The sequence below is a fragment of the Pseudomonas sp. P106(2024) genome (genome assembly GCF_057480815.1).
Map to the genome: position 1 here is coordinate 20,983 of NZ_JBLIYU010000001.1, position 19,365 is coordinate 40,347.

Genomic DNA, 19,365 nt, shown 5'->3' on the forward strand with positions numbered 1-19,365 from the left:
TACCGCATCGCGCAATCCTACTCTGCGCGCCGCCCGGTTTCACCCCTTTCTGGCGACCGTTCAGGCAGCCGGGACAGGCGCGCCGCTCTCTGTTAGCTTAGTGGCGAACTGAAGGCCGCGCAGGCGGTCCAAGGCCGATCATCACCGTTGTGAAAGAGGCAACATGACGCTTGTCAAACTGACTTCCGTGGCCGTCCTGGCACTGGCGCTCGGCGCCTGCCAGAGCCTGTTCACGCCCAATTACCGCGCTCCGCTCGAGGTCAAGCGCGAGGCCTGGGAACACGTCAAGCCCGGCTGCAGCGAGAGCGACTGCCCACTGGTCAACATCGACGTGGTGCACTTCCCCGCCCTGCCCAAGCTCGACGCCCTCGTCGAGAAACGCCTGCTGATGCTCACCGAGGACAACCAGCGCGGCACCCCGCCGGCCTCGTTGCAAGCCTATGAACAGCAGTACCTGGCCCGCGCCGACAAGCGCAACAGCAGCTACCTGCAGGCCAAGGTACGCGAGCAGCATGACGGGCTGGTGATCGTCGAGCTGTCCAGCTACCTGGACAGCGGCGGCGCCCATGGCATGCCCGGGCGCGGCTTCATCAACTACTCGCGAAAGCTGGACAAGGTGCTGACCCTGGACGACATGCTGGTGCCCGGCCAGGAAGCGACCTTCTGGAAGACCGCCGAGGAGTCCCACCGCGCCTGGCTGATCAGCACCGGCATGGACAAGGATCCCGAGTTCGTCAAGACCTGGCCGTTCAAGCAGTCGCCGCACATCGCCCTGACCTACGGCGCGGTGGTGATCAAGTACGAGGTCTACGCCATCGCCCCGTACTCCATGGGCCACGTCGAACTGAAGATCCCCTACCCGCGCCTCAACGGCGTGATCAGGCCCGAGCTGTTTCCCGGCCGCGGCTGAGCGATAGCAGCAGATGCAGCCCCCCTGCCAGCAGCAGTGCCGGCAGGGTCGCCCCAAGCTCCGGCGCCTGGCTGGCCAGCAGGTGATAGGCCGCTCCCCCCACCGCCCAGGCCAGCAGCGCCCGCCCGTGCAAGCCCTCGACCAGCACCGGCAGGCGACGGCGACGGACCACGAAGTGATCCACCAGCACCACGCCGAACAGCGGCGCGAACACCGAGCCGATCAGCAGCAGGAAGTTCTGGTACTGGGCCAGCGGTGCCAGCAGGGCGATCAGCGTGCACAACACGCCGATGGCCAAGGCCAGGTGCTCGACCTTGAGCTTGATCAACAGCCCGGTGGAAACCGCTGCGGAGTGAATGTCGGCAAAGGCGTTCTCCGACTCGTCCAGCAGGATCAGCAGCAGCGGAATGCCCAGCCCGGCACCGGCCAGCGCCAGCAGCAACGCATTCACTTCACCGCTCGGCGCGAACGCCAGGGTATAGACCACGCCCAGGCTCATCAGCCAGGCATTGCCAATGAAAAAGCCCAGCGCCGTACCGCCGAATACCCGGCTGGCACGCTGGCCGAAGCGTGAATAGTCGGCGATCAGCGGCAGCCACGACAGCGGCATGGCGATGACGATGTCGAAGCCCAGGGCCAGGGACAGCGAACCATCCCCCGGGCGCTGCCACAACTCGGCCAGGTCGGCCTTGGCGAACAGGTTCCAGGTCAGCCAGCTGCAAGCGCCCAGCAGCAGCCAGATGCCCCATTTGCGCAGGACCTTGCGCACGAACGCCAGCGGCCCGCAGACCGCCAGCAGGGTGGCCAGGGCGCCGAAGCACAGGGTCCACAGCAACGGGCTGCTCCAGCCGCTGCCCTCGCCAAAGGCGCGGGCACCCAGCAGGCTGGCGGCGTCGCGCATGACGATGATCTCGAACGAGCCCCAGCCCACCAGTTGCAGGAGGTTCAGCAAGGCAGGCAGGCGCGCGCCGTGGCGCCCCAGGGTCAGGCGCAGGCTGCCCATCGCCGAGAGGCCGGTGTCGCTGCCGATCACGCCGGCCGCCGCGAGCAATAGCACACCCACCGCCGTGCCAAGCGTGATCGCCAGGATCGAGCCGGCCAATCCCAGGCCCGGGGCAAGCAGTGCGCCGACCTGCAGGACCATCAGGCCGATGCCGAGGGAGAACCACAGCGCAAACAGGTCGCGGGCGCCGAACTGCCGGTGGTGGGTGGGGACGCAATGGTCGGGGGAGAAGTGACTGAGTGTTGTCATGGGGGCTCGCCGGAGTATTGGAGTTGTTGCTGGCGAGGACTGCGTCCTCGTATCGCGACACAAGGCCGCTCCCACAGGCTCCGCGTATGACGTGAGCCATATACAGGACCTGTGGGAGCGGCCTTGCGTCGCGAAAGGGCCGCGATGCGGCCCCCAAGGTCTACTTACACCTTCTGGTACAACTGGCTGCCTTCCTGGCGGAACCGCTCGGCCTGCTCACGCATGCCCTGCTCGACCGTCACATCCACGGTCTCGATCTTGGCCGCATACTCACGCACTTCCTGGGTAATCTTCATCGAGCAGAACTTCGGCCCGCACATCGAGCAGAAGTGCGCGACCTTGGCCGACTCCTTGGGCAACGTCTCGTCGTGGAACGAGCGCGCGGTGTCCGGGTCCAGGCCCAGGTTGAACTGGTCTTCCCAGCGGAATTCGAAGCGCGCCTTGGACAACGCGTTGTCACGAATCTGCGCGCCCGGGTGGCCCTTGGCAAGGTCCGCGGCATGGGCGGCGATCTTGTAGGTGATGATGCCGGTCTTCACGTCATCCTTGTTCGGCAGGCCCAGATGCTCCTTGGGCGTGACGTAGCAGAGCATGGCGCAACCGAACCAGCCGATCATCGCCGCGCCTATCCCCGAGGTGATGTGGTCGTAGCCCGGGGCGATGTCGGTGGTCAGCGGGCCGAGGGTGTAGAACGGCGCCTCGTCGCAGCACTCGAGCTGCTTGTCCATGTTCTCCTTGATCAACTGCATCGGCACGTGGCCCGGGCCCTCGATCATGCACTGCACGTCGTGCTTCCAGGCGATCTTGGTCAGCTCGCCGAGGGTTTCCAGTTCACCGAACTGGGCGGCGTCGTTGGCATCGGCGATCGAGCCCGGGCGCAGGCCGTCACCCAGCGAGAAGCTGACGTCGTAGGCCTTCATGATCTCGCAGATCTCGTCGAAGTGCGTGTACAGGAAGTTCTCTTTATGGTGCGCCAGGCACCACTTGGCCATGATCGAGCCGCCGCGGCTGACGATGCCGGTAACGCGCTTGGCGGTCAGCGGCACATAGCGCAGCAGGACGCCGGCATGGATGGTGAAGTAGTCCACGCCCTGCTCGGCCTGTTCGATCAGGGTGTCGCGGAACAGCTCCCAGGTCAGGTCCTCGGCCACGCCGTTGACCTTCTCCAGGGCCTGGTAGATCGGCACGGTACCGATCGGCACCGGCGAGTTGCGGATGATCCACTCACGGGTCTCGTGAATGTGCTTGCCGGTGGACAGGTCCATGACCGTGTCCGAACCCCAGCGGATGCCCCAGGTCAGCTTGGCCACTTCTTCCTCGATCGAAGAACCCAGGGCGCTGTTGCCGATGTTGCCGTTGATCTTCACCAGGAAGTTGCGGCCGATGATCATCGGCTCCAGTTCGGTGTGGTTGATGTTGGCCGGAATGATCGCGCGGCCGCGGGCGATCTCTTCGCGGACGAACTCGGGGGTGATTTCCTTCGGGATGCTGGCGCCGAAGCTGTGGCCGGCGTGCTGCTGGTCCAGCAGGCCGGCGGCGCGGGCTTCCTGCAGCTTCATGTTCTCGCGGATGGCGACGTATTCCATCTCGGCGGTGATGATGCCCTGGCGCGCGTAGTGCATCTGCGTGACGTTGGCGCCGGCCTTGGCGCGGCGCGGGTTGCGCACATGGGCGAAGCGCAGCTTGGCAAGCTCCGCGTCGTTCAGGCGCTGCTGGCCGAAGTTCGAGCTCAGGCCATCGAGGCGCTCGGTGTCGCCACGGGCGTCGATCCAGGCCGAACGCACATCGCCCAGGCCCTTGCGCACGTCGATGATGACATTGGGGTCGGTGTACGGGCCGGACGTGTCATACACTAGCACCGGAGCGTTCTTCTCGCCGCCGAAGTCGGTGGGGGTGTCGTGCAGGCTGATCTCGCGCATGGGCACGCGGACGTCGGGGCGCGAACCTTCGACATACACCTTGCGCGAATTGGGCAGGGGTTGCACGGACTGTTGGTCGACTTGGGCCGACTCGCTCAGACTGATTGTTTTTTCTTGTTTGCTCATCACAGGCTCTCCAGACAGCTTCCAGGCGGTGGAATGTCGGGGTGAACCTGAAAGGCGTGGACGCACCCGTGTTGACGGGTGCAGTGCCGGACATGGGGTGCCGTGGACTGCAAGCAGCCGTGACGATCCCGGACCTGGCACAAGAGGCTCCCGGGATGTGAGAGCAATCTTGTTCCCTACGCAGGCGCTAACCTGATCAGGTTCAACGGGATCCGCACCTCTGCGATCTCAGCCTTTGCTTCAAGGCACCCCGACAAGAACATGCGCAGTCTAGACTGGAGTGGCCGGCAAAGCCAAGCGGGTAAATCCGGGGGTGATAAATGGCACAAGTGGCGGATTGTTGATGACGGCGCGCGGCACTACACTGGCGCATCGCCCGATACCCGACAGTACAGTAAATAAAATTTGATCAAGGATTGCCCTATGCTGCGCAAACTCTCACTGGCAATTGCCGTGTCTTGTGCGTCCCACGGAGTGGCCTGGGCAGTGGATACGCCCACGACGGTGAAGACCGACCTGGTCAGCGTCTACCAGGAAGCGGTCGACAATAACGCCGACCTGGCCGCCGCCCGCGCCGACTACGGTGCCCGCCGTGAAGTGGTGCCCCAGGCCCGCGCCGGATTGCTGCCGAACCTTTCGGCCGGCGCCGAGATGATGAACACCCGCACCAAGCTCGACGAACCGTCGGTCACCTCCAACCGCAGCGGCAACGCCTGGAGCGCCACCCTGGCGCAGCCGATCTTCCGCGCCGACCGCTGGTTCCAGCTGCAAGCCGCCGAGTCGGTCAACGAACAGGCCGCCCTGGAACTGTCGGCCACCGAGCAGAACCTGATCCTGCAGAGCGCCGAGAACTACTTCGCGGTGCTGCGCGCCCAGGACAACCTGGCCTCGACCAAGGCCGAAGAAGCGGCCTTCAAGCGTCAGCTCGACCAATCCAACGAGCGCTTCGACGTCGGCCTCTCGGACAAGACCGACGTGCTGCAGTCCCAGGCCAGCTACGACACCGCCCGGGCCAACCGGATCATTGCCGAGCGCCAGGTGCAGGATGCCTTCGAGGCCCTGATCACCCTGACCAACCGCCAGTACACGGCAATCCAGGGCGTAGTCCACACCCTGCCAGTGCAGGTGCCCACGCCCAACGACGCCAAGGCCTGGGTCGAGACCGCCGGACGGCAGAACCTCAACCTGCTGGCGACCAACCACGCCGTGGCGGCCGCCGAAGAGACCGTGCGCCAGCGCAAGGCCGGCCATGCGCCGACCCTCGACGCGGTGGCCAAGTATCAGAAGGGCGACAACGACAACCTCGGTTTCACCAACCCCTCGCAGAACGGGGTGCGCTACGGTGGCGATGTCGAGCAGACCAGCGTCGGCCTGCAGTTGAACATCCCGATCTACAGCGGCGGCCTGACCAGTTCTCAGGTACGCGAGGCCTATGCGCGCCTGACCCAGAGCGAGCAGCAACGCGAAAGCCTGCGTCGCCAGGTGGTGGAGAACACCCGCAACCTGCACCGCGCGGTGAATACCGACGTGGAGCAGGTGCAGGCGCGCAAGCAGTCGATCATCTCCAACCAGAGCGCGCTGGAAGCCACCGAGATCGGCTACCAGGTCGGCACCCGCAACATCGTCGACGTGCTCGACGCGCAACGTCAGCTGTACACCTCGGTGCGCGACTACAACAACAGCCGCTATGACTACATTCTCGACAACCTGCGCCTGAAGCAGGCCGCCGGCACCCTGAGCCCCCAGGACCTACAGGACCTGGGGCGGTACCTGAAGGCCGACTACAACCCGGACAAAGATTTCCTGCCACCGGACCTGGCGGCGGCGGCGGCGAAGAACTTCGAACGCCGGCCTTGAGCCAAGGGAGCTCGCGGTCGCTGTAGGAGCGGCCTTGTGTCGCGATAGGGCCGCACCGCGGCCCCGGCAATCTAGCAGTAATGCGCAGATCCCGGGGCCGCTTCGCCCCCCTTTCGCGACACAAGGCGGCTCCTACAGGGACCGCATCGCCTCACAGATCAGCGGATTAGCGCAGCCAGCCCATCCAGCAACCGCTGCAACGCCCCTTGGTTGGCCTGCATCACCGCCCTGCCCGCCTCGCCCATGCGCCGCGCATCCTGTGGCAGCTCGACCAACCGACGCACCGCCCCGGCCAGCCCTTCGGCGTCATCCACCTGCTGCAACGCCCCCGCCTCGCGCAGCATCGCGCTGATCTCGAGGAAGTTGAACACATGCGGCCCCATGAGCACCGGCAGCGCCAGCGCCGCCGGCTCCAGCGGGTTGTGACCGCCGGTGGCCACCAGGCTGCCACCGACGAAGGCGATATCGGCCAGGGCATAGAGGAACAGCAGCTCGCCCATGGTGTCGCCCAGCAGCACCTGGGTCTGCGCCGTGACCGTGTCGCCATTCGAGCGGCGCACTGTGGTGAACTGGCCGGCGCACAGTTCATGCACCGCCGTGAAACGCTCGGGATGGCGCGGCACCAGGATCAGCAACGCATCGCTGTGGACCTTCAGCAGCTCACGATGAGCCTCGAGAATCAACGCGTCTTCGCCATCATGGGTACTGGCAGCGATCCATACCGGACGTTGCCGGGCAGCCCACTGTTCACGCAATGCGCTGGCCCGTGGCGGCAATTGATCGTCGACCTTGAGGTCGAACTTGATCGAACCGGTCACCTGCACGCATTCGTCGCGCGCACCGAGCGTACGGAAACGCTCGGCCTCGGTTTCGCTCTGCACGGCGATCAGGCTCATCTCCTCGAGCATCGGCCGGGTCAGGCCGGCGAAGCGGGCATAGCCACGGGCGGAGCGCTCGGACAGCCGGGCATTGGCCAGCGCCACCGGAATGCCGCGCCTGGCGCACTGGTGGATGTGGTTCGGCCACAGCTCGGTTTCCATGATGATGCCCAGGCGCGGGCGCACATGGTCGAGGAACCGCCCGGCCGCCCACGGCAGATCATAAGGCAGGTAGCAGTGTTGCACCCGTGGCTCACCCTCGAACATCGCGCGGATGCGCTCGGAGCCGGTCGGGGTCATGCAGGTAAGCGTGATCGGCAGGTCCGGGTACTGCTTGAGCAGGGCCCGGACCATTGGCGCGGCGGCGATGCTCTCGCCCACCGAGACCGCATGCACCCAGATGCCGCCCTGGCGCATCGCCGGCAGCTGGCAGGCGAAACGCTCGGCGATCCGCGCACGGTACGCCGGCGCCTTGCGCCCGCGCAGAAACAGGCGCAGCGCGACCAGCGGCAGGCCCAGGTGAAACAGCAAGGTATAGAGGGTTCTGTTCATGGCGGCGGAGTTTACTAGGAACCGCGCGAAAAGGCCTGTCAGCCAATCGCCCTCAGGTGCACGGCGAAGCGCTCGGCCAGCCACTGCGCGGCCGGGCCCAACGGTTCGTCGCGCCGCCAGGCCAGCTCTGCCACCAGCGCTGGCGGGCGCCACTCGCTGTCCAGCTCGACCATCTGCGTCTGGTAGGTGGGGTACTGCACCACATGCCGAGGCAGCCAGGCCCAGCCCAGACCGCGCATCAGCAACTCGGCCATGGCGTAGAAACTGTCGGCGCGCCAGACCTGCGGGCTGATCGCCTCGCCGCCCGGGTAGCCACTCTGCTGCGGGGTGATCAGCAACTGGCGATGACGGGCCAGTTGCTGGCGGCTGACCTTGGCCAAGTGTGCCAGCGGGTGGTCGATGGCACACACCGTGACCATCTCGACGCTGCCCAGGGCGCGCCGCTCCAACGAGGCGGGAATGCTTTCATGGTGGAAGAACAACCCCAGGTCGGCACGCCGCTCCACCAGCTTGCGCGCCACATCGCCCTGGGCACCGCTGGCCAGCTGCACTTCCAGGTAGGGGTAGTGCGCCGCCAACTCGTCGAGGCTGTCGATCACCGGCTGGTAGGGCATGGCCTCGTCCTGGGCCACCCGCAACAACGCCTCCTGCCCGCGCATCAAGGCCTGTGCCCGACCATCCAGGCGCTCGCACTGACGCAACAGCTCGCGGGCGTCCTCCAGCAACGCGGCGCCGCTTTCGGTCAGGCGCGGCAGCCGGCCGCTGCTGCGCTCGAACAGGGTTACACCCAGGTCCGTCTCGAGCAAGGCGATGGCGCTGCTGATCGCCGACTGGGCCTTGCGCTGTTCGCGGGCCACGGCGGAAAACGAACGCAACTCGGCGGCCCGCACGAACAGGCGCAGTTGCTCGAGGCTCCAGTGTTCTGTCATGACCAACCTATCTTCAAAGTAGATAGGTAATGACTTTACCGCATCCAGGGATTCCCTAGAATGCCCATCCAGCAACGGAGGACCCGCACCATGAACGCCTACACCTATCTCGCCATCGCCATCTGCGCCGAAGTCATCGCCACCGCCTCCATGAAAGCGGTCAAGGGGCTGAACACGCCGCTACCGTTGCTGCTGATGGTCTGCGGTTACGGCGTGGCGTTCTGGATGCTGACCCTGGTGGTGCGGAGCATTCCGGTGGGCATCGCCTATGCGATCTGGTCGGGGCTGGGCATCGTGCTGATCAGCATCGCGGCGTTGCTGATCTACGGACAGAAACTGGATGTGCCGGCGATGCTGGGCATGGCCATGATCGTCGGCGGGGTGGTGGTGATCCAGGTGTTCTCCAATACCGCCGGGCATTGATCCACGGGGAACACTGTTCCCATGTGAACTGTATACTGCGCACCTGTCCCAGTTTTCGAGGTGCCCGCATGCCATCCGCCATTACCACTGACGTGCTGATCGTCGGCGCCGGGGTCGCAGGCCTCTGGCTCAATGCCCGGCTGCGCCGCCTGGGCTATTCGACGGTGCTGGTGGAGCGCGCCAGCCTGGGTGGCGAGCAGACCATCAAGTCGCAAGGCATCATCCACGGCGGCACCAAATACGCCCTGCACGGCGCCCTCAGCGGCGCCTCCGAGGCCATCGCCGACATGCCGAGGCGCTGGCGCGAAGCGCTGGCCGGCAACGGCGAGCTGGACCTGTCCGCTACCCGCCTGCTTTCCGATGCCCATTACCTGTGGTCCCCCGGCACCCTGGCCGGCAACCTCACCAGTTTCTTCGCCAGCAAGGCCGTGCGTGGCCGGGTCGACCAGGTCAAGGGCGAGCAACTGCCGCCGGCCCTGCAGGACCGCGCGTTCAAGGGCAAGGTCTATCGCCTGGCCGAACTGGTCATCGACGTGCCCAGCCTGCTGGCCAACCTGGCGCAGCTGGCGGGCGACAGCCTGCTGGCCGGCGAGCGCGTCGAGCCGCTGCGCGACGGCGGTGACCTGGCCGGGCTGGTGGTCGACGGCCGCGAGATCCGCGCCCAACGTATCGTCCTCAGCGCCGGTGGCGGCACCGAAGCACTGCTGCACGCCCTGGGGCTGAACCAACCGGCCATGCAGCGCCGGCCGCTGCACATGGTCCTGGCCAAGGGGCCCAACCTCAAGCCGCTGTACGCCCACTGCCTGGGCGGCGGGCCCAAGCCGCGCATCACCGTGACCACCCACCCGGCCGCCGACGGCCAGTGGGTGTGGTACCTGGGTGGCGACATCGCCGAGGCCGACGGCGTGGCCCGCGAGCCCGCCGCGCAGATCGCCGCGGCGCAAAAGGAAGTCGCCAGCCTGCTGCCCTGGATCGACCAGGCCCAGGTGCGCTGGGCCACCCTGCGCGTCGACCGTGCCGAGCCGGCGCAATCGGGCCTGGTACGCCCGGACAACGCCTTCCTCGCCGACCAGCAGCGCCTGCTGGTCGGCTGGCCGACCAAGCTGGCCTTGGCGCCGGACTTCGCTGATCGTGTGCTGGCCAGCTTCGAACGTGACGGCATCCACCCGAAGAACCAGCCGGACCTCGCCAACCTGCCCCGCCCACCGCTGGCGCTGCCTGCCTGGGAGCAACTGCTGCAATGAGCCTGCCGACCCTGCACGATCATCACCGCCCCCTGGGCAGCACCGGCCTGCGGGTGTCGCCGCTGGGCCTGGGCACGGTCAAGCTTGGCCGCGACCAGGGCGTGAAGTACCCCAACGGCTTCACCATCCCCGATGACGAAACCGCCCGCCTGCTGCTCGCCCAGGCCCGCGAACTGGGCATCAACCTGATCGACACCGCACCGGCCTACGGCCGCAGCGAGGAACGCCTTGGCCCATTGCTGCGCGGCCAGCGTGACCAATGGGTGATCGTCAGCAAGGTCGGCGAAGAGTTCGAGGCCGGCCAGTCGCACTTCGATTTCAGCGCCGCCCACACCCGCCGCTCGGTCGAACGCAGCCTCCAGCGCCTGGAAACCGACCGCATCGAGCTGGTGCTGGTGCATTCCGACGGCAACGACCTGGCGATCCTCGAGCGAGAGGGCGTGTACGAAGCCCTCGCCGCACTCAAGCAGGAAGGCAAGATCCTGGGCTATGGTTTGTCTGGCAAGACCGTCGCCGGCGGCCTGAAGGCGTTGGAGCAAGGAGATTGCGCCATGGTCACCTACAACCTCAACGAGCAGGCGGAGCGGCCCGTGCTGGACTACGCTGCCGAGCACGGCAAGGCCATCCTGGTGAAGAAAGCCCTGGCCAGCGGGCATATCTGCCTGGCGCCCGGGGTCGATCCGGTGCAGGCCAGTTTCGAGCTGCTGTTCGCCCACCCGGGCGTGAGCAGTGCCATCGTCGGCACCATCAACCCGGTGCACCTGGCCCATAACGTGGCCACCGTCGCCCGCATCCTGGGCCGGCCCTGAGCCGTCCAGGCGGGGGCCCAACGCAAGGAGGAGCCTCGTGCCGCGTACGCTGATCCGCAAGAATCCGAGCAACTTCAAGACCCTGCCGCTGCACGTCGAGGCCACGCCCGAAGGCCTGACCTACCAGAGTATCGGCATGCCGCTGAATTTCGCCCAGACCCTGCAGCGGCGCAAGGCCATCCAGGTCGCCGACCCCGAACACTTCGTGGCAGAACTGGCCAACCTCGGCGTGTCGGTACGACTGACCCTGCACTGGCAGGGCCGCGACTACTGGGTGCTGGTCCGCCAGCGCAGACAGGACCGTGGCGATGTAGTGCTCAAACTGATTTCCGGCTACGTCCCGGCCCACGAGCTGAACCTGCCGCTGCACACAGCGATCCAGGAAGTGGCCGAGGAATGTCTGCTGGAAACCCCCGAAGGCTGGCTGGGCGGACGCTTCAACGACACCTGGCTGCCAGCGCCCTATGCCGCTGCCCTGCACTACCGTGAGGCGCTGCCGTTCGTGCTGTCGCCCGAGTCGGGCGCTGCCCGCCCGGTGCATTGCGCCAACCTGATGTTGCTGGAGCGGCCACGCGCCTATGTTCATCTGCCCACGGCGTCGTTGCAGCTGATCTACGACTTGCGCCTGCAAGTGCCCAAGGAGGCCAAATCGCTGAGCCTGTTTCATGTCGACGAGCGCCTGGAGGGCGATCAACTGGTGGCCAGGCTCAATCGCAAGCGGCCGGATCTCTACCTGATGCCGCTCAAGGACGGCCAGCCCGTGGCCGAGCTGTACACCTTGAAGAAGGACCAACTGACACCCGCGGGCACGCGCGGACTGTGGCTGGCAGAGAGCTTCGCCCGTCAGGATGGCTGGGTGGTGCGGGATGAGCGGGTGCGCTGGAAGGATTGGCTGAAGCAGCAGGGGCTGGTCGAAAGCAAGCCCGCGCCGGTGTCGCACCTGGAACGGTTCGGGGACAAGGCTCGGGAACTGCTGGCCCGGGCGCGGACCTCGCTGCATAAATGAACACGGGGCAAGCCCGCTCCCAGCGTTTCGTGGGAGCGGGTTTACCCCGCGACTTGCAGCCTATCAGTGCTTGCGGATCTTCTCGACGATCGCCGTGGTCGAGCTGTTTTCCACCAGGCCCAGCACCTTCACCGTGCCGCCGTAGGCCTTGACGATATCGGCGCCGACCACTTGGTCGATACCGTAGTCACCGCCCTTGACCAGCACATCTGGCTTGACCTGGCGCAGCAGGTTCTCCGGCGTGTCCTCGGGGAAGCTGATGACCCAATCCACCGCACCGAGGCCCGCCAGCACGGCCATGCGTCGGTCGACGCTGTTGATCGGCCGGCCCGGGCCCTTCAAGCGGCTGACCGAGGCATCGTCGTTGATGGCGACGATCAGCCGGTCGCCCTGGGCGCGTGCCTGTTCCAGGTAGGTCACGTGACCGGCGTGGAGGATATCGAAGCAGCCGTTGGTGAAGACGATCTTCTCGTTGTGCGCACGGGCATCGTCGATGGCCAGCAGCAGCTGCTCCAGGCCCAGCACGCCCCGCTCCGAGCCCTCTTCACGCTGGATGGCGCGACGCAGCTCAGGCGCGCTGATGGCGGCGGTACCCAACTTGCCGACCACGATGCCGGCGGCCAGGTTGGCCAGGGCGACGGCATGCGGCAGGTCTTCACCCGCGGCAATGGCGGCGGCGAGGGTGGAAATCACCGTATCGCCGGCACCGGTGACATCGAACACCTCACGGGCACGGGCCGGCAGATGCAGGGCCGGGTGGCCGGTGCGCAGCAGGGTCATGCCATGCTCGCCACGGGTCACCAGCAGCGCGCCCAGATCCAATTCGTCGAGCAGCTTCAGGCCTTTGCCGACCAGCTCGGATTCATCGGCGCAACGGCCAACGATGGTCTCGAACTCGCTGAGGTTCGGGGTGATCAGGCTGGCACCGCGGTAGATCGAGAAATCCTTGCCCTTGGGGTCGGCCAGTACCGGAATGCCCTTGCCGCGCGCGGCCTGGATCAGCGCCTGATGGTTCTGCAGCGCGCCCTTGCCGTAGTCGGACAGCACCAGCACCTTGACGCCTTCAAGCAGGGCATCGACCTCCGCGCCCAGCGACAGCGGGTCGGTAGCGAACGGCTCTTCAAAGTCGATGCGCAGCAGTTGCTGGTGACGGCTCATCACCCGCAGCTTGACGATGGTCGGCTGGTGGGCGATGCGCTGGAAGATCGAGCGCACACCGGCGGCATGCAGGCTGTTGGCAAGGCTGTCGGCAGCCTCGTCCTGGCCGGTGACGCCGACCAGAGAAGCGGGCGCGCCGAGGGCAGCGATGTTCAAGGCCACGTTGGCCGCGCCGCCGGGGCGATCCTCGATCTGATCGACCTTGACCACCGGCACCGGCGCTTCAGGCGAAATACGCGAAGTACCGCCATGCCAGTAGCGGTCAAGCATGACATCGCCGACCACCAGTACCGGGGCTTGATCGAAACGCGGCATGGACAACTTCATGGGCAACCCATTTTTGGAAAAGTGAACAGGGGCAGGATATTAGCACAGGGTCGTGGATGGCTTTACCGCCACCTTCGCTGTGGACAACTGCAGTGACAATCGGGGCCGTGCCGGCCCCGATGCTTGGATTTAGGTGATATCGACGTTTTCCGGCGCATCCAGGCCCATGGCATGCAGACGGGCATAGTAGCCATTGGCCTCAAGCAGCTCGGCATGAGTACCACGCTCCACCAGACGCCCCTGCTCCATCACCAGGATCATGTCGGCCTTCTCGATGGTCGACAACCGGTGGGCGATCACCAGTGTCGTGCGCCCCTGCATGACATGGTCCAGGGCTGCCTGGATATGCCGTTCGGACTCGGTATCCAGCGCCGAGGTCGCTTCATCCAGAATCAGCAACGGCGCATTCTTCAGCAGTGCACGGGCTATCGCCAGGCGCTGACGCTGACCGCCTGACAGGAGCACACCGTTCTCGCCGACCTCAGTGTCGAAACCTTTCGGCAACTGGTCGACGAACTCCTTGGCATAGGCATCGGCGGCCGCGGCCTCGATATCGGCACGCGGTGCACCAGCCAGGTCGCCATAGGCGATGTTGTTGGCCACGGTGTCATTGAACAGCGTGACATGCTGGGTGACCTGGGATACATGTCGACGCAGGTTGCGCAGGCGATACTCCTCGATTTCCACGCCATCGAGCAGAATCTGCCCTTCGCTGTGGTGATAGAAACGCGGAATAAGCGCAGCGAGGGTCGACTTGCCGCTGCCGGAACGACCGACCAGGGCAATCATCTGGCCAGGTTCGGCAGTGAAGCTAATGTCGCTGAGCACCTGACGCTCGGTACCTGGGTAGGTGAAGCTCAGATTGCGCACTTCCAGACGGCCCTGCACACGCGCCTTCTCAACGGTACCGGTATCCACCTCAGGGGCTTCATCCAATTGCTCGAAGATGCTCTCGGCACCGGCCAGGCCTTTCTGGATGGTCGAACTGACCTCCGAAAGCTGACGGATCGGCTTGGGCAGCAGACCCGCGGCCGTGATGTAGGCAACCAGGTCGCCAGCCGATGCGTCCCCACGCAGGAACAGGACCAGGAACATCAGCGCAGCCATGGCGCTGTAAATCACCAGTTGCAGCAGCGGCGTGTAGAGCGCGCCGGTCTTGGTCATGCGCAACTGCTTGTCGGTGTTGCCCTGGCTGGCGGCGCTGAAGCGCTGCTCCTCGTAACGTTCGCCGCCGAAACTGCGCACCACCCGATAGCCCTGGATGGTCTCGGAGGCAACATGGGTGACGTCACCCATGGCCACCTGGATCTTCTTGCTCTGCTTGCGGAATTTTTTGCTGGCAGTGCTCACCATCACGGCGATCACCGGCAGGATTGCGACCATGACCAGCGTGAGTTGCCAGTTCATCCACAGCAGGTAGGCGAACAGGAAGACCACCGTCAGGCCTTCACGGATCACCACCTTGATCGCGTCGGTCGCAGCGCCGGTGACCATCGTCACGTTGAAGGTGATGCGCGAAATCAGGTGGCCGGAGTTGTGGTTGTCGAAATAGCGGTTGGGCAGCACCAGCAGCTTGTTGAACAGCTCCACGCGCAGGTCGTGCACCAGGCACAGCGATACCTTGGCCAGGAAGTAGTTGCCTAGGAACGACCCCAGGCCCTGCCAGGCTGCGATCAGGATGATCAGCAGCGGCACGGCCTGCAGCAGTTGCAGGTCGCGCAGGTAGGCCACGTTGGGGAACAGGACGGCCTGGGGATTGCTCAGGCCGTCGACGAAGTACTTGAGGATCCCGGCCAGCATCGGCTGGGTCGAAGCGAAGATCACAAACCCGACGATACTCAGCAGGAAGATGCCGATGTAGGGTTTCACGTACCTCAGCAGCCTGAAGTAGATCTTCAGGCTGGAGGTGTTCTCCACCGGTAGCGGTGTTTCGGCCATCATCGAGCTCGCTGTTCAGATTGAACCGGCGATTTTACCACAGCGTCGTTTCTGGTCATCTGCCCACGGCAACAACATTGCCAGGCCTACCGGCAGCCAGCTGATGAACCATTCGGCCCGTGGCGTGGCGGTCAGGCTGGCGGCATCGAATTGCATGGCCAGGGTGGAAAACACCCAGAGGCCAAGCAGCGCCTTGCCGAATACCGTATGGCGGGCTCGTACGATCTCGCCCAGAGTGAAAAGCCAGATTGCCACCCACAGCAGCATCCCTGGCAAGCCAAGCTCCACGGCGACATGGGTGAACATGTTGTGCGTGTGCTCGAACATCTCTCCGAGCGCCTCCACTCGATAGTAGGCCCCCAACCCCAGTCCAGTAAGGGGATGCTCACCGATCATGTGTACGGCGGACATGAAAATCTCTGGTCGGTAGGACGAACCTCGCGCCATGATCAGGTCGTACATCTGGTAAAACGCCGCCCCCGTGGCCAAGGCGGCAAGGAGCGCGAACAGCCCACTTGCACGATCACGGTGCCATAAAACACCCAGTATGACCGTCACGACCAACGCAAATGCCGCGCCGCGGCTCTGGCTCAGAATCACGAACGCTCCCAGACACGCCAGCGCGAGCGTCCAGGCCAGTTGCAGGCCACGATGACGCGGGCAGGCATACAGAATCCACAGGATGGCGGCGGCAATGACGTAGGCACCCAGAATCGGATGGGAGATCTCGCCTATACCGGCCAGGCGCTCCACCCACGACTGGCCAGACATACCATAGAAGCGCACGATCGATATCAAGGCAGCTATGGCCAGCAGCCCACCACCCAGTTGCAACAGTCGCCAGCAACGCGCGATACCCATTTGGGCCATGAGCGGAAAAGCCATGAGGAACAACAGGATGTATAATAACCGTTTGCCTTCACGCAGACCGTCTTCTGCACTAGACCACATCAGGGTCACGGCGCTCCAGGCCAGCAATGCGGCGATTGCGATCCACAAGGCTGGCTGCCGGCGCCAGGCCTGAAGGAATACGTGCCTGGCGGACCATGCCAACCCCAAGGTCGGCAGCCACAGGAACAGGATCATGCCCTGCTGGTACAACTTGTTGGTTGGCGCCAATGCCACCGCCGCCAGAAACCAGACAAAACCCAACCCCAGCCAGGCCTTTGCCCAGCTCTTCGCATACAACATTCCTTTCCCCCGATGAAACGTAAAAACACCGTCATGGTGCTGGCAGATTTTTTTCGGCATTATTACCGGTCATTTTGCCTGCCCTGAAGACAAGGCTCGAATACATGCAATGTTCCCGGCTCTCCCAGGTCGACTTCGATCGATTGACTCTCGGCGCCAAGGTGCTTGAGGCAGATAGCCACGGCGCCAAAGTCTACCTGCTTGGGGATGGAAATATCCTCAAGGTGTTTCGTCGCAAGCGTCTGATTTCATCTGCACTGCTACGCCCCTACTCGCAGCGCTTCATCGACAACGCCATGCGCCTGGGCCAGGCCGGTTTCCCAACCCTGGAAGTGATCAGCCACCACAAGCTGCCGCTGCCGGGCCGCACGGCAGTGCTCTATCGACCGCTGCCGGGCGAGACCCTGCTGCAACTGTCGCGCCAGGCCGACTTCAGCTGGGACCGGCAATTGCCGCGCCTCGTCGAGCTTATTCGGCGACTGCATCACGCGGGGATCTACTTCCGCTCGCTGCATCTGGGCAACGTGGTCGAGACCCCCGAAGGCCTGCTGGGCTTGATCGACGTGGCCGACATGCGCTTCCTGCGCGCCCCGCTCTCTTCCCGAATGGTGCAACGCAACGTACAGCACATGGTTCGCTACATCGAGCGAGAACCCCTCGCCCGAGAGTTTCCCCTCGATCAGTTCCAGGCGGCCCTGGCGGCGCGCTGACACTCAGCGCGCCAACAGGCTGGCCGAACCGGACCGGAACGCTTGCCATCCCTGCTCCGGCGCCAAGGCCTGCCACTGCTCCGAAGCCTTGGCCCCGGCATCCTGAAAGGCGCAATCGTCAATGACGTCAGTCCAGGCATACGGATCGTCCGTCGGCAGGTAGTGGCCCGCATCAGCCAACTGCTCTCGAAAAACCGGCAGGTCACTGCAGACGACCGGCACCTTGGAAAGCACGGCCTCCTGCAGCACCAGCCCGAGGCCTTCCGAGCGGGAGGGCAGCAGCAACCAGTCGAAGGCCGGGTACAGTCGTATCGAATCTTCACGGTGGCCATAGAACCGGACACGATCACCCACGCCGAGCGATCTGGCCTGCGCTTCCAGCTGCCCACGCAACGGTCCATCGCCGAGTATGACCAGGCGAGCGCCTTGCTGTACTGCGCGCGTCCTGGCGAACGCTTGGATCAACATCTCGAAACCTTTACTCTCGACCAGGCGACCCACCGCCCCCAGCACAAGACCGTCCTCCATCAACGACAAGGCCTGCCTGGCCTGCTCCCGATCCAGCGAATGATCGGTGAAGGCCCGAGGATTCAGCGCCACACGCAAGCTTTGCACCGAACGCCCCAACCCCTGGGCCAGCGAAAGCGCCAATGTCGTGGAGACAGCGGCGACCGTCAGGCGCTCTACAGGAAACTGCCGGAACAGGGCTACATCGCGTCGGGTCAGGCGTGTCGTACCGTGGAACAGGACGGCAACCTGCACGTCTGGAAGCCGTCGCAACAATGGCAGCAGCAGCCGGGCAACGCCCAGTCCGTCCAGCAACAGCACATCGGGAACCACCACCTTCAACGCGCGACGCAGACGCCACTTCACCCAGGACAGTGCCAGTCGGTGCGCTAGCCGCCCCTTGAGCACGCGTGGCGACAAATGCCAGCTGCGCGTCTGACCCACGCCGCTGCACAAACCCTCTCCGAGCAGAAGCCAGTTGGTCACCTGCGCACCACTCGGGGCATGCGCCAGCACCTGCCGGTGCACACTGTGGATGGAAGCGAAGGGCGAACCACCCGACCACATCACATTGAGGATATTCAACGGCGTAACGCCCCTTTGATGATTCGGTGGGCCTTGAAGCCAGCCGTTTTGCTGATCCGCGAAATCTTGCTCGAACCAGGTCAGACTCCGAGCCACAAACGCAAGCGCTGCCAGCCGGTCAGCGGCGGATGCGCTCGCAGTGCAGGCACCATGTGCTCGACAATGCTTCGGCCCACGGCGGCAAAACTGAAGCGCGAAGTGGCCAGTTCACGCCCATTCGTAGCGATGAACGCCGCCAGCGCAGGATCCTCGCGTAACTGACGCAGTTTGGCCTGCAACGTCGGGATGCTGTCATACAACACCACGTTGCGCATGTCCTCGAGCCCCAGTGCGCGGTTCTCCGCTTCGCCCTGGTCGTAGGCGAACAATACGCAACCGCAGGCCATCGCCTCGAAGTTCTTGATCATGTACTCGCCCATACCGACGTCGGCACTGACGAAAAAACGGATACGGTTGAGGGTATTGCAATAGTCCTCGCCTGACTTGGTACGGGTGACCACCAGATTCTCCACCTGCCCCAACTCATCCAGCAAGGCTTTGCGGCCACTGTAGGCGACACTCTTGGTGCTGCCGACGAATGCCAGCTCGATATCGCGTTCGCGCCCCTGGTCGGCCAACAGTTGTTCGTCGTAGCCCTTGGGCACGAATACCGCGTCGAAGCCTTCCTGGCGCAGGCGCTCGCTGACCATGTAGCCAGAGCTGATGATTCGGGCCCAAGGCAGTTGGCGGTAATGCTCGCTGAACTTGCCGGTGTATTTGCAGGGTATGTAGTTCTGGTACGCGTCGTGCTCGAGGATCACCAGGTTGGGAACGCTGCGAATGAACGCAACCTGACGGATTTCCTGCTTGAAACGCAGGAAGAACACGATACGGTCGTAGCGCGTGACGTCCACTTCCCGCTTGAAGTAGCGACGCAGGTTGCGCTGGTCCTCGTCGCTCAGCCAACGCAGATCGCAGTCACAGTTGGCCGCGACGCCGTCGTACAGGCGGTCAAGAATCGCCCGTTGTTCCTTCTGCACCAGAAATAGGACTTTCATTGCTTTC

Annotated in this window: 16 protein-coding genes and 1 riboswitch; of the genes, 7 read left to right on the top strand and 9 right to left on the bottom strand. The window is 64.6% G+C overall.

The features are described from left to right. Positions 1 to 163 precede the first annotated feature (163 nt). The gene (locus tag AC25M7_RS00105) at positions 164 to 910 is read left to right on the top strand and encodes an RsiV family protein (protein ID WP_028688285.1); all 747 of its coding nucleotides are present in this window, start codon (positions 164 to 166) and stop codon (positions 908 to 910) included. On the opposite strand, the gene cytX is transcribed toward AC25M7_RS00105, so the two are convergent. After that, positions 879 to 2,162 carry a putative hydroxymethylpyrimidine transporter CytX gene (gene cytX / locus AC25M7_RS00110; RefSeq protein ID WP_486970603.1) on the bottom strand — a complete coding sequence of 428 codons (1,284 nt, stop codon included), beginning with the start codon at positions 2,160 to 2,162 and terminating at the stop codon, positions 879 to 881. The two genes, AC25M7_RS00105 and cytX, sit on opposite strands and share 32 nt — an antisense overlap. A gap of 164 nt (positions 2,163 to 2,326) precedes the next feature. Then, positions 2,327 to 4,207 carry a phosphomethylpyrimidine synthase ThiC gene (gene thiC / locus AC25M7_RS00115; protein WP_486970604.1) on the bottom strand — a complete coding sequence of 627 codons (1,881 nt, stop codon included), beginning with the start codon at positions 4,205 to 4,207 and terminating at the stop codon, positions 2,327 to 2,329. Positions 4,208 to 4,363: 156 nt separating this feature from the next. Beyond that, a riboswitch (TPP riboswitch) is annotated at positions 4,364 to 4,470 on the bottom strand. Positions 4,471 to 4,630: 160 nt separating this feature from the next. Between thiC and AC25M7_RS00120 the strand changes: the two genes are divergently transcribed. Beyond that, positions 4,631 to 6,064: a TolC family outer membrane protein gene (locus AC25M7_RS00120; RefSeq protein ID WP_028688288.1), complete on the top strand. Its 1,434-nt coding sequence runs from the start codon at positions 4,631 to 4,633 to the stop codon at positions 6,062 to 6,064. Between the two features lie 158 nt (positions 6,065 to 6,222). Here AC25M7_RS00120 and waaA read toward each other — a convergent pair whose 3' ends face one another. Next, entirely contained in the window at positions 6,223 to 7,494 is a 1,272-nt protein-coding gene (gene waaA, locus AC25M7_RS00125) for a lipid IV(A) 3-deoxy-D-manno-octulosonic acid transferase (protein ID WP_182321827.1), read from the bottom strand. A gap of 38 nt (positions 7,495 to 7,532) precedes the next feature. Further along, a complete protein-coding gene (locus AC25M7_RS00130) occupies positions 7,533 to 8,423 on the bottom strand; it encodes a LysR family transcriptional regulator (protein WP_207852782.1) in 891 nt (296 codons plus the stop codon). A 90-nt stretch (positions 8,424 to 8,513) separates the two neighbouring features. Between AC25M7_RS00130 and AC25M7_RS00135 the strand changes: the two genes are divergently transcribed. From AC25M7_RS00135 to AC25M7_RS00150, 4 genes are all read left to right on the top strand, one after another. Then, positions 8,514 to 8,846, top strand: coding sequence for a DMT family transporter (locus tag AC25M7_RS00135; protein WP_028688291.1), 333 nt, complete (start codon positions 8,514 to 8,516; stop codon positions 8,844 to 8,846). A 68-nt stretch (positions 8,847 to 8,914) separates the two neighbouring features. Beyond that, positions 8,915 to 10,090: an NAD(P)/FAD-dependent oxidoreductase gene (locus AC25M7_RS00140; protein WP_486970605.1), complete on the top strand. Its 1,176-nt coding sequence runs from the start codon at positions 8,915 to 8,917 to the stop codon at positions 10,088 to 10,090. Continuing rightward, positions 10,087 to 10,899 (top strand): aldo/keto reductase, encoded by an 813-nt coding sequence (locus AC25M7_RS00145; protein WP_028688293.1) that lies wholly within the window; start codon positions 10,087 to 10,089, stop codon positions 10,897 to 10,899. Before AC25M7_RS00140 ends, AC25M7_RS00145 begins: the two co-directional genes overlap by 4 nt. Before the next feature lie 37 nt (positions 10,900 to 10,936). Further along, positions 10,937 to 11,905, top strand: coding sequence for a hypothetical protein (locus tag AC25M7_RS00150; RefSeq protein WP_028688294.1), 969 nt, complete (start codon positions 10,937 to 10,939; stop codon positions 11,903 to 11,905). 63 nt (positions 11,906 to 11,968) lie between these two features. Here the strand turns inward: AC25M7_RS00150 and hldE are convergent, their stop codons facing one another. The 3 genes from hldE to AC25M7_RS00165 form a co-directional block, all read right to left on the bottom strand. Next, a complete protein-coding gene (gene hldE / locus AC25M7_RS00155; RefSeq protein WP_028688295.1) occupies positions 11,969 to 13,390 on the bottom strand; it encodes a bifunctional D-glycero-beta-D-manno-heptose-7-phosphate kinase/D-glycero-beta-D-manno-heptose 1-phosphate adenylyltransferase HldE in 1,422 nt (473 codons plus the stop codon). A 129-nt stretch (positions 13,391 to 13,519) separates the two neighbouring features. Then, positions 13,520 to 15,328 (bottom strand): lipid A export permease/ATP-binding protein MsbA, encoded by a 1,809-nt coding sequence (msbA, locus tag AC25M7_RS00160; protein WP_028688296.1) that lies wholly within the window; start codon positions 15,326 to 15,328, stop codon positions 13,520 to 13,522. Positions 15,329 to 15,343: 15 nt separating this feature from the next. After that, positions 15,344 to 16,519 carry an O-antigen ligase family protein gene (locus AC25M7_RS00165; protein ID WP_486970726.1) on the bottom strand — a complete coding sequence of 392 codons (1,176 nt, stop codon included), beginning with the start codon at positions 16,517 to 16,519 and terminating at the stop codon, positions 15,344 to 15,346. Between the two features lie 104 nt (positions 16,520 to 16,623). Here AC25M7_RS00165 and AC25M7_RS00170 point away from each other — a divergent pair, with 104 nt between their 5' ends. Beyond that, the gene (locus AC25M7_RS00170) at positions 16,624 to 17,229 is read left to right on the top strand and encodes a BUD32 family EKC/KEOPS complex subunit (RefSeq protein WP_062360176.1); all 606 of its coding nucleotides are present in this window, start codon (positions 16,624 to 16,626) and stop codon (positions 17,227 to 17,229) included. Between the two features lie 3 nt (positions 17,230 to 17,232). Here AC25M7_RS00170 and AC25M7_RS00175 read toward each other — a convergent pair whose 3' ends face one another. Both AC25M7_RS00175 and AC25M7_RS00180 read right to left on the bottom strand, forming a co-directional pair. Beyond that, on the bottom strand, positions 17,233 to 18,321 hold the full coding sequence (locus AC25M7_RS00175) for a glycosyltransferase (RefSeq protein ID WP_486970606.1): 1,089 nt from the start codon (positions 18,319 to 18,321) through the stop codon (positions 17,233 to 17,235). Between the two features lie 80 nt (positions 18,322 to 18,401). Then, on the bottom strand, positions 18,402 to 19,358 hold the full coding sequence (locus AC25M7_RS00180; RefSeq protein WP_486970607.1) for a glycosyltransferase family protein: 957 nt from the start codon (positions 19,356 to 19,358) through the stop codon (positions 18,402 to 18,404). Between the last annotated feature and the right edge of the window lie 7 nt (positions 19,359 to 19,365).

What these genes read in the sequence shown, in the direction of transcription:
- hldE (WP_028688295.1), bottom strand. Translation starts at nt 13,390, where the DNA reads ATGAAGTTGTCCATGCCGCGTTTCGATCAAGCCCCGGTACTGGTGGTC.
- waaA (WP_182321827.1), bottom strand. Translation starts at nt 7,494, where the DNA reads ATGAACAGAACCCTCTATACCTTGCTGTTTCACCTGGGCCTGCCGCTG.
- msbA (WP_028688296.1), bottom strand. Translation starts at nt 15,328, where the DNA reads ATGGCCGAAACACCGCTACCGGTGGAGAACACCTCCAGCCTGAAGATC.
- cytX (WP_486970603.1), bottom strand. Translation starts at nt 2,162, where the DNA reads ATGACAACACTCAGTCACTTCTCCCCCGACCATTGCGTCCCCACCCAC.
- AC25M7_RS00130 (WP_207852782.1), bottom strand. Translation starts at nt 8,423, where the DNA reads ATGACAGAACACTGGAGCCTCGAGCAACTGCGCCTGTTCGTGCGGGCC.
- AC25M7_RS00120 (WP_028688288.1), top strand. Translation starts at nt 4,631, where the DNA reads ATGCTGCGCAAACTCTCACTGGCAATTGCCGTGTCTTGTGCGTCCCAC.
- AC25M7_RS00140 (WP_486970605.1), top strand. Translation starts at nt 8,915, where the DNA reads ATGCCATCCGCCATTACCACTGACGTGCTGATCGTCGGCGCCGGGGTC.
- AC25M7_RS00105 (WP_028688285.1), top strand. Translation starts at nt 164, where the DNA reads ATGACGCTTGTCAAACTGACTTCCGTGGCCGTCCTGGCACTGGCGCTC.
- AC25M7_RS00180 (WP_486970607.1), bottom strand. Translation starts at nt 19,358, where the DNA reads ATGAAAGTCCTATTTCTGGTGCAGAAGGAACAACGGGCGATTCTTGAC.
- AC25M7_RS00145 (WP_028688293.1), top strand. Translation starts at nt 10,087, where the DNA reads ATGAGCCTGCCGACCCTGCACGATCATCACCGCCCCCTGGGCAGCACC.
- AC25M7_RS00170 (WP_062360176.1), top strand. Translation starts at nt 16,624, where the DNA reads ATGCAATGTTCCCGGCTCTCCCAGGTCGACTTCGATCGATTGACTCTC.
- AC25M7_RS00135 (WP_028688291.1), top strand. Translation starts at nt 8,514, where the DNA reads ATGAACGCCTACACCTATCTCGCCATCGCCATCTGCGCCGAAGTCATC.
- AC25M7_RS00165 (WP_486970726.1), bottom strand. Translation starts at nt 16,519, where the DNA reads ATGTTGTATGCGAAGAGCTGGGCAAAGGCCTGGCTGGGGTTGGGTTTT.
- thiC (WP_486970604.1), bottom strand. Translation starts at nt 4,207, where the DNA reads ATGAGCAAACAAGAAAAAACAATCAGTCTGAGCGAGTCGGCCCAAGTC.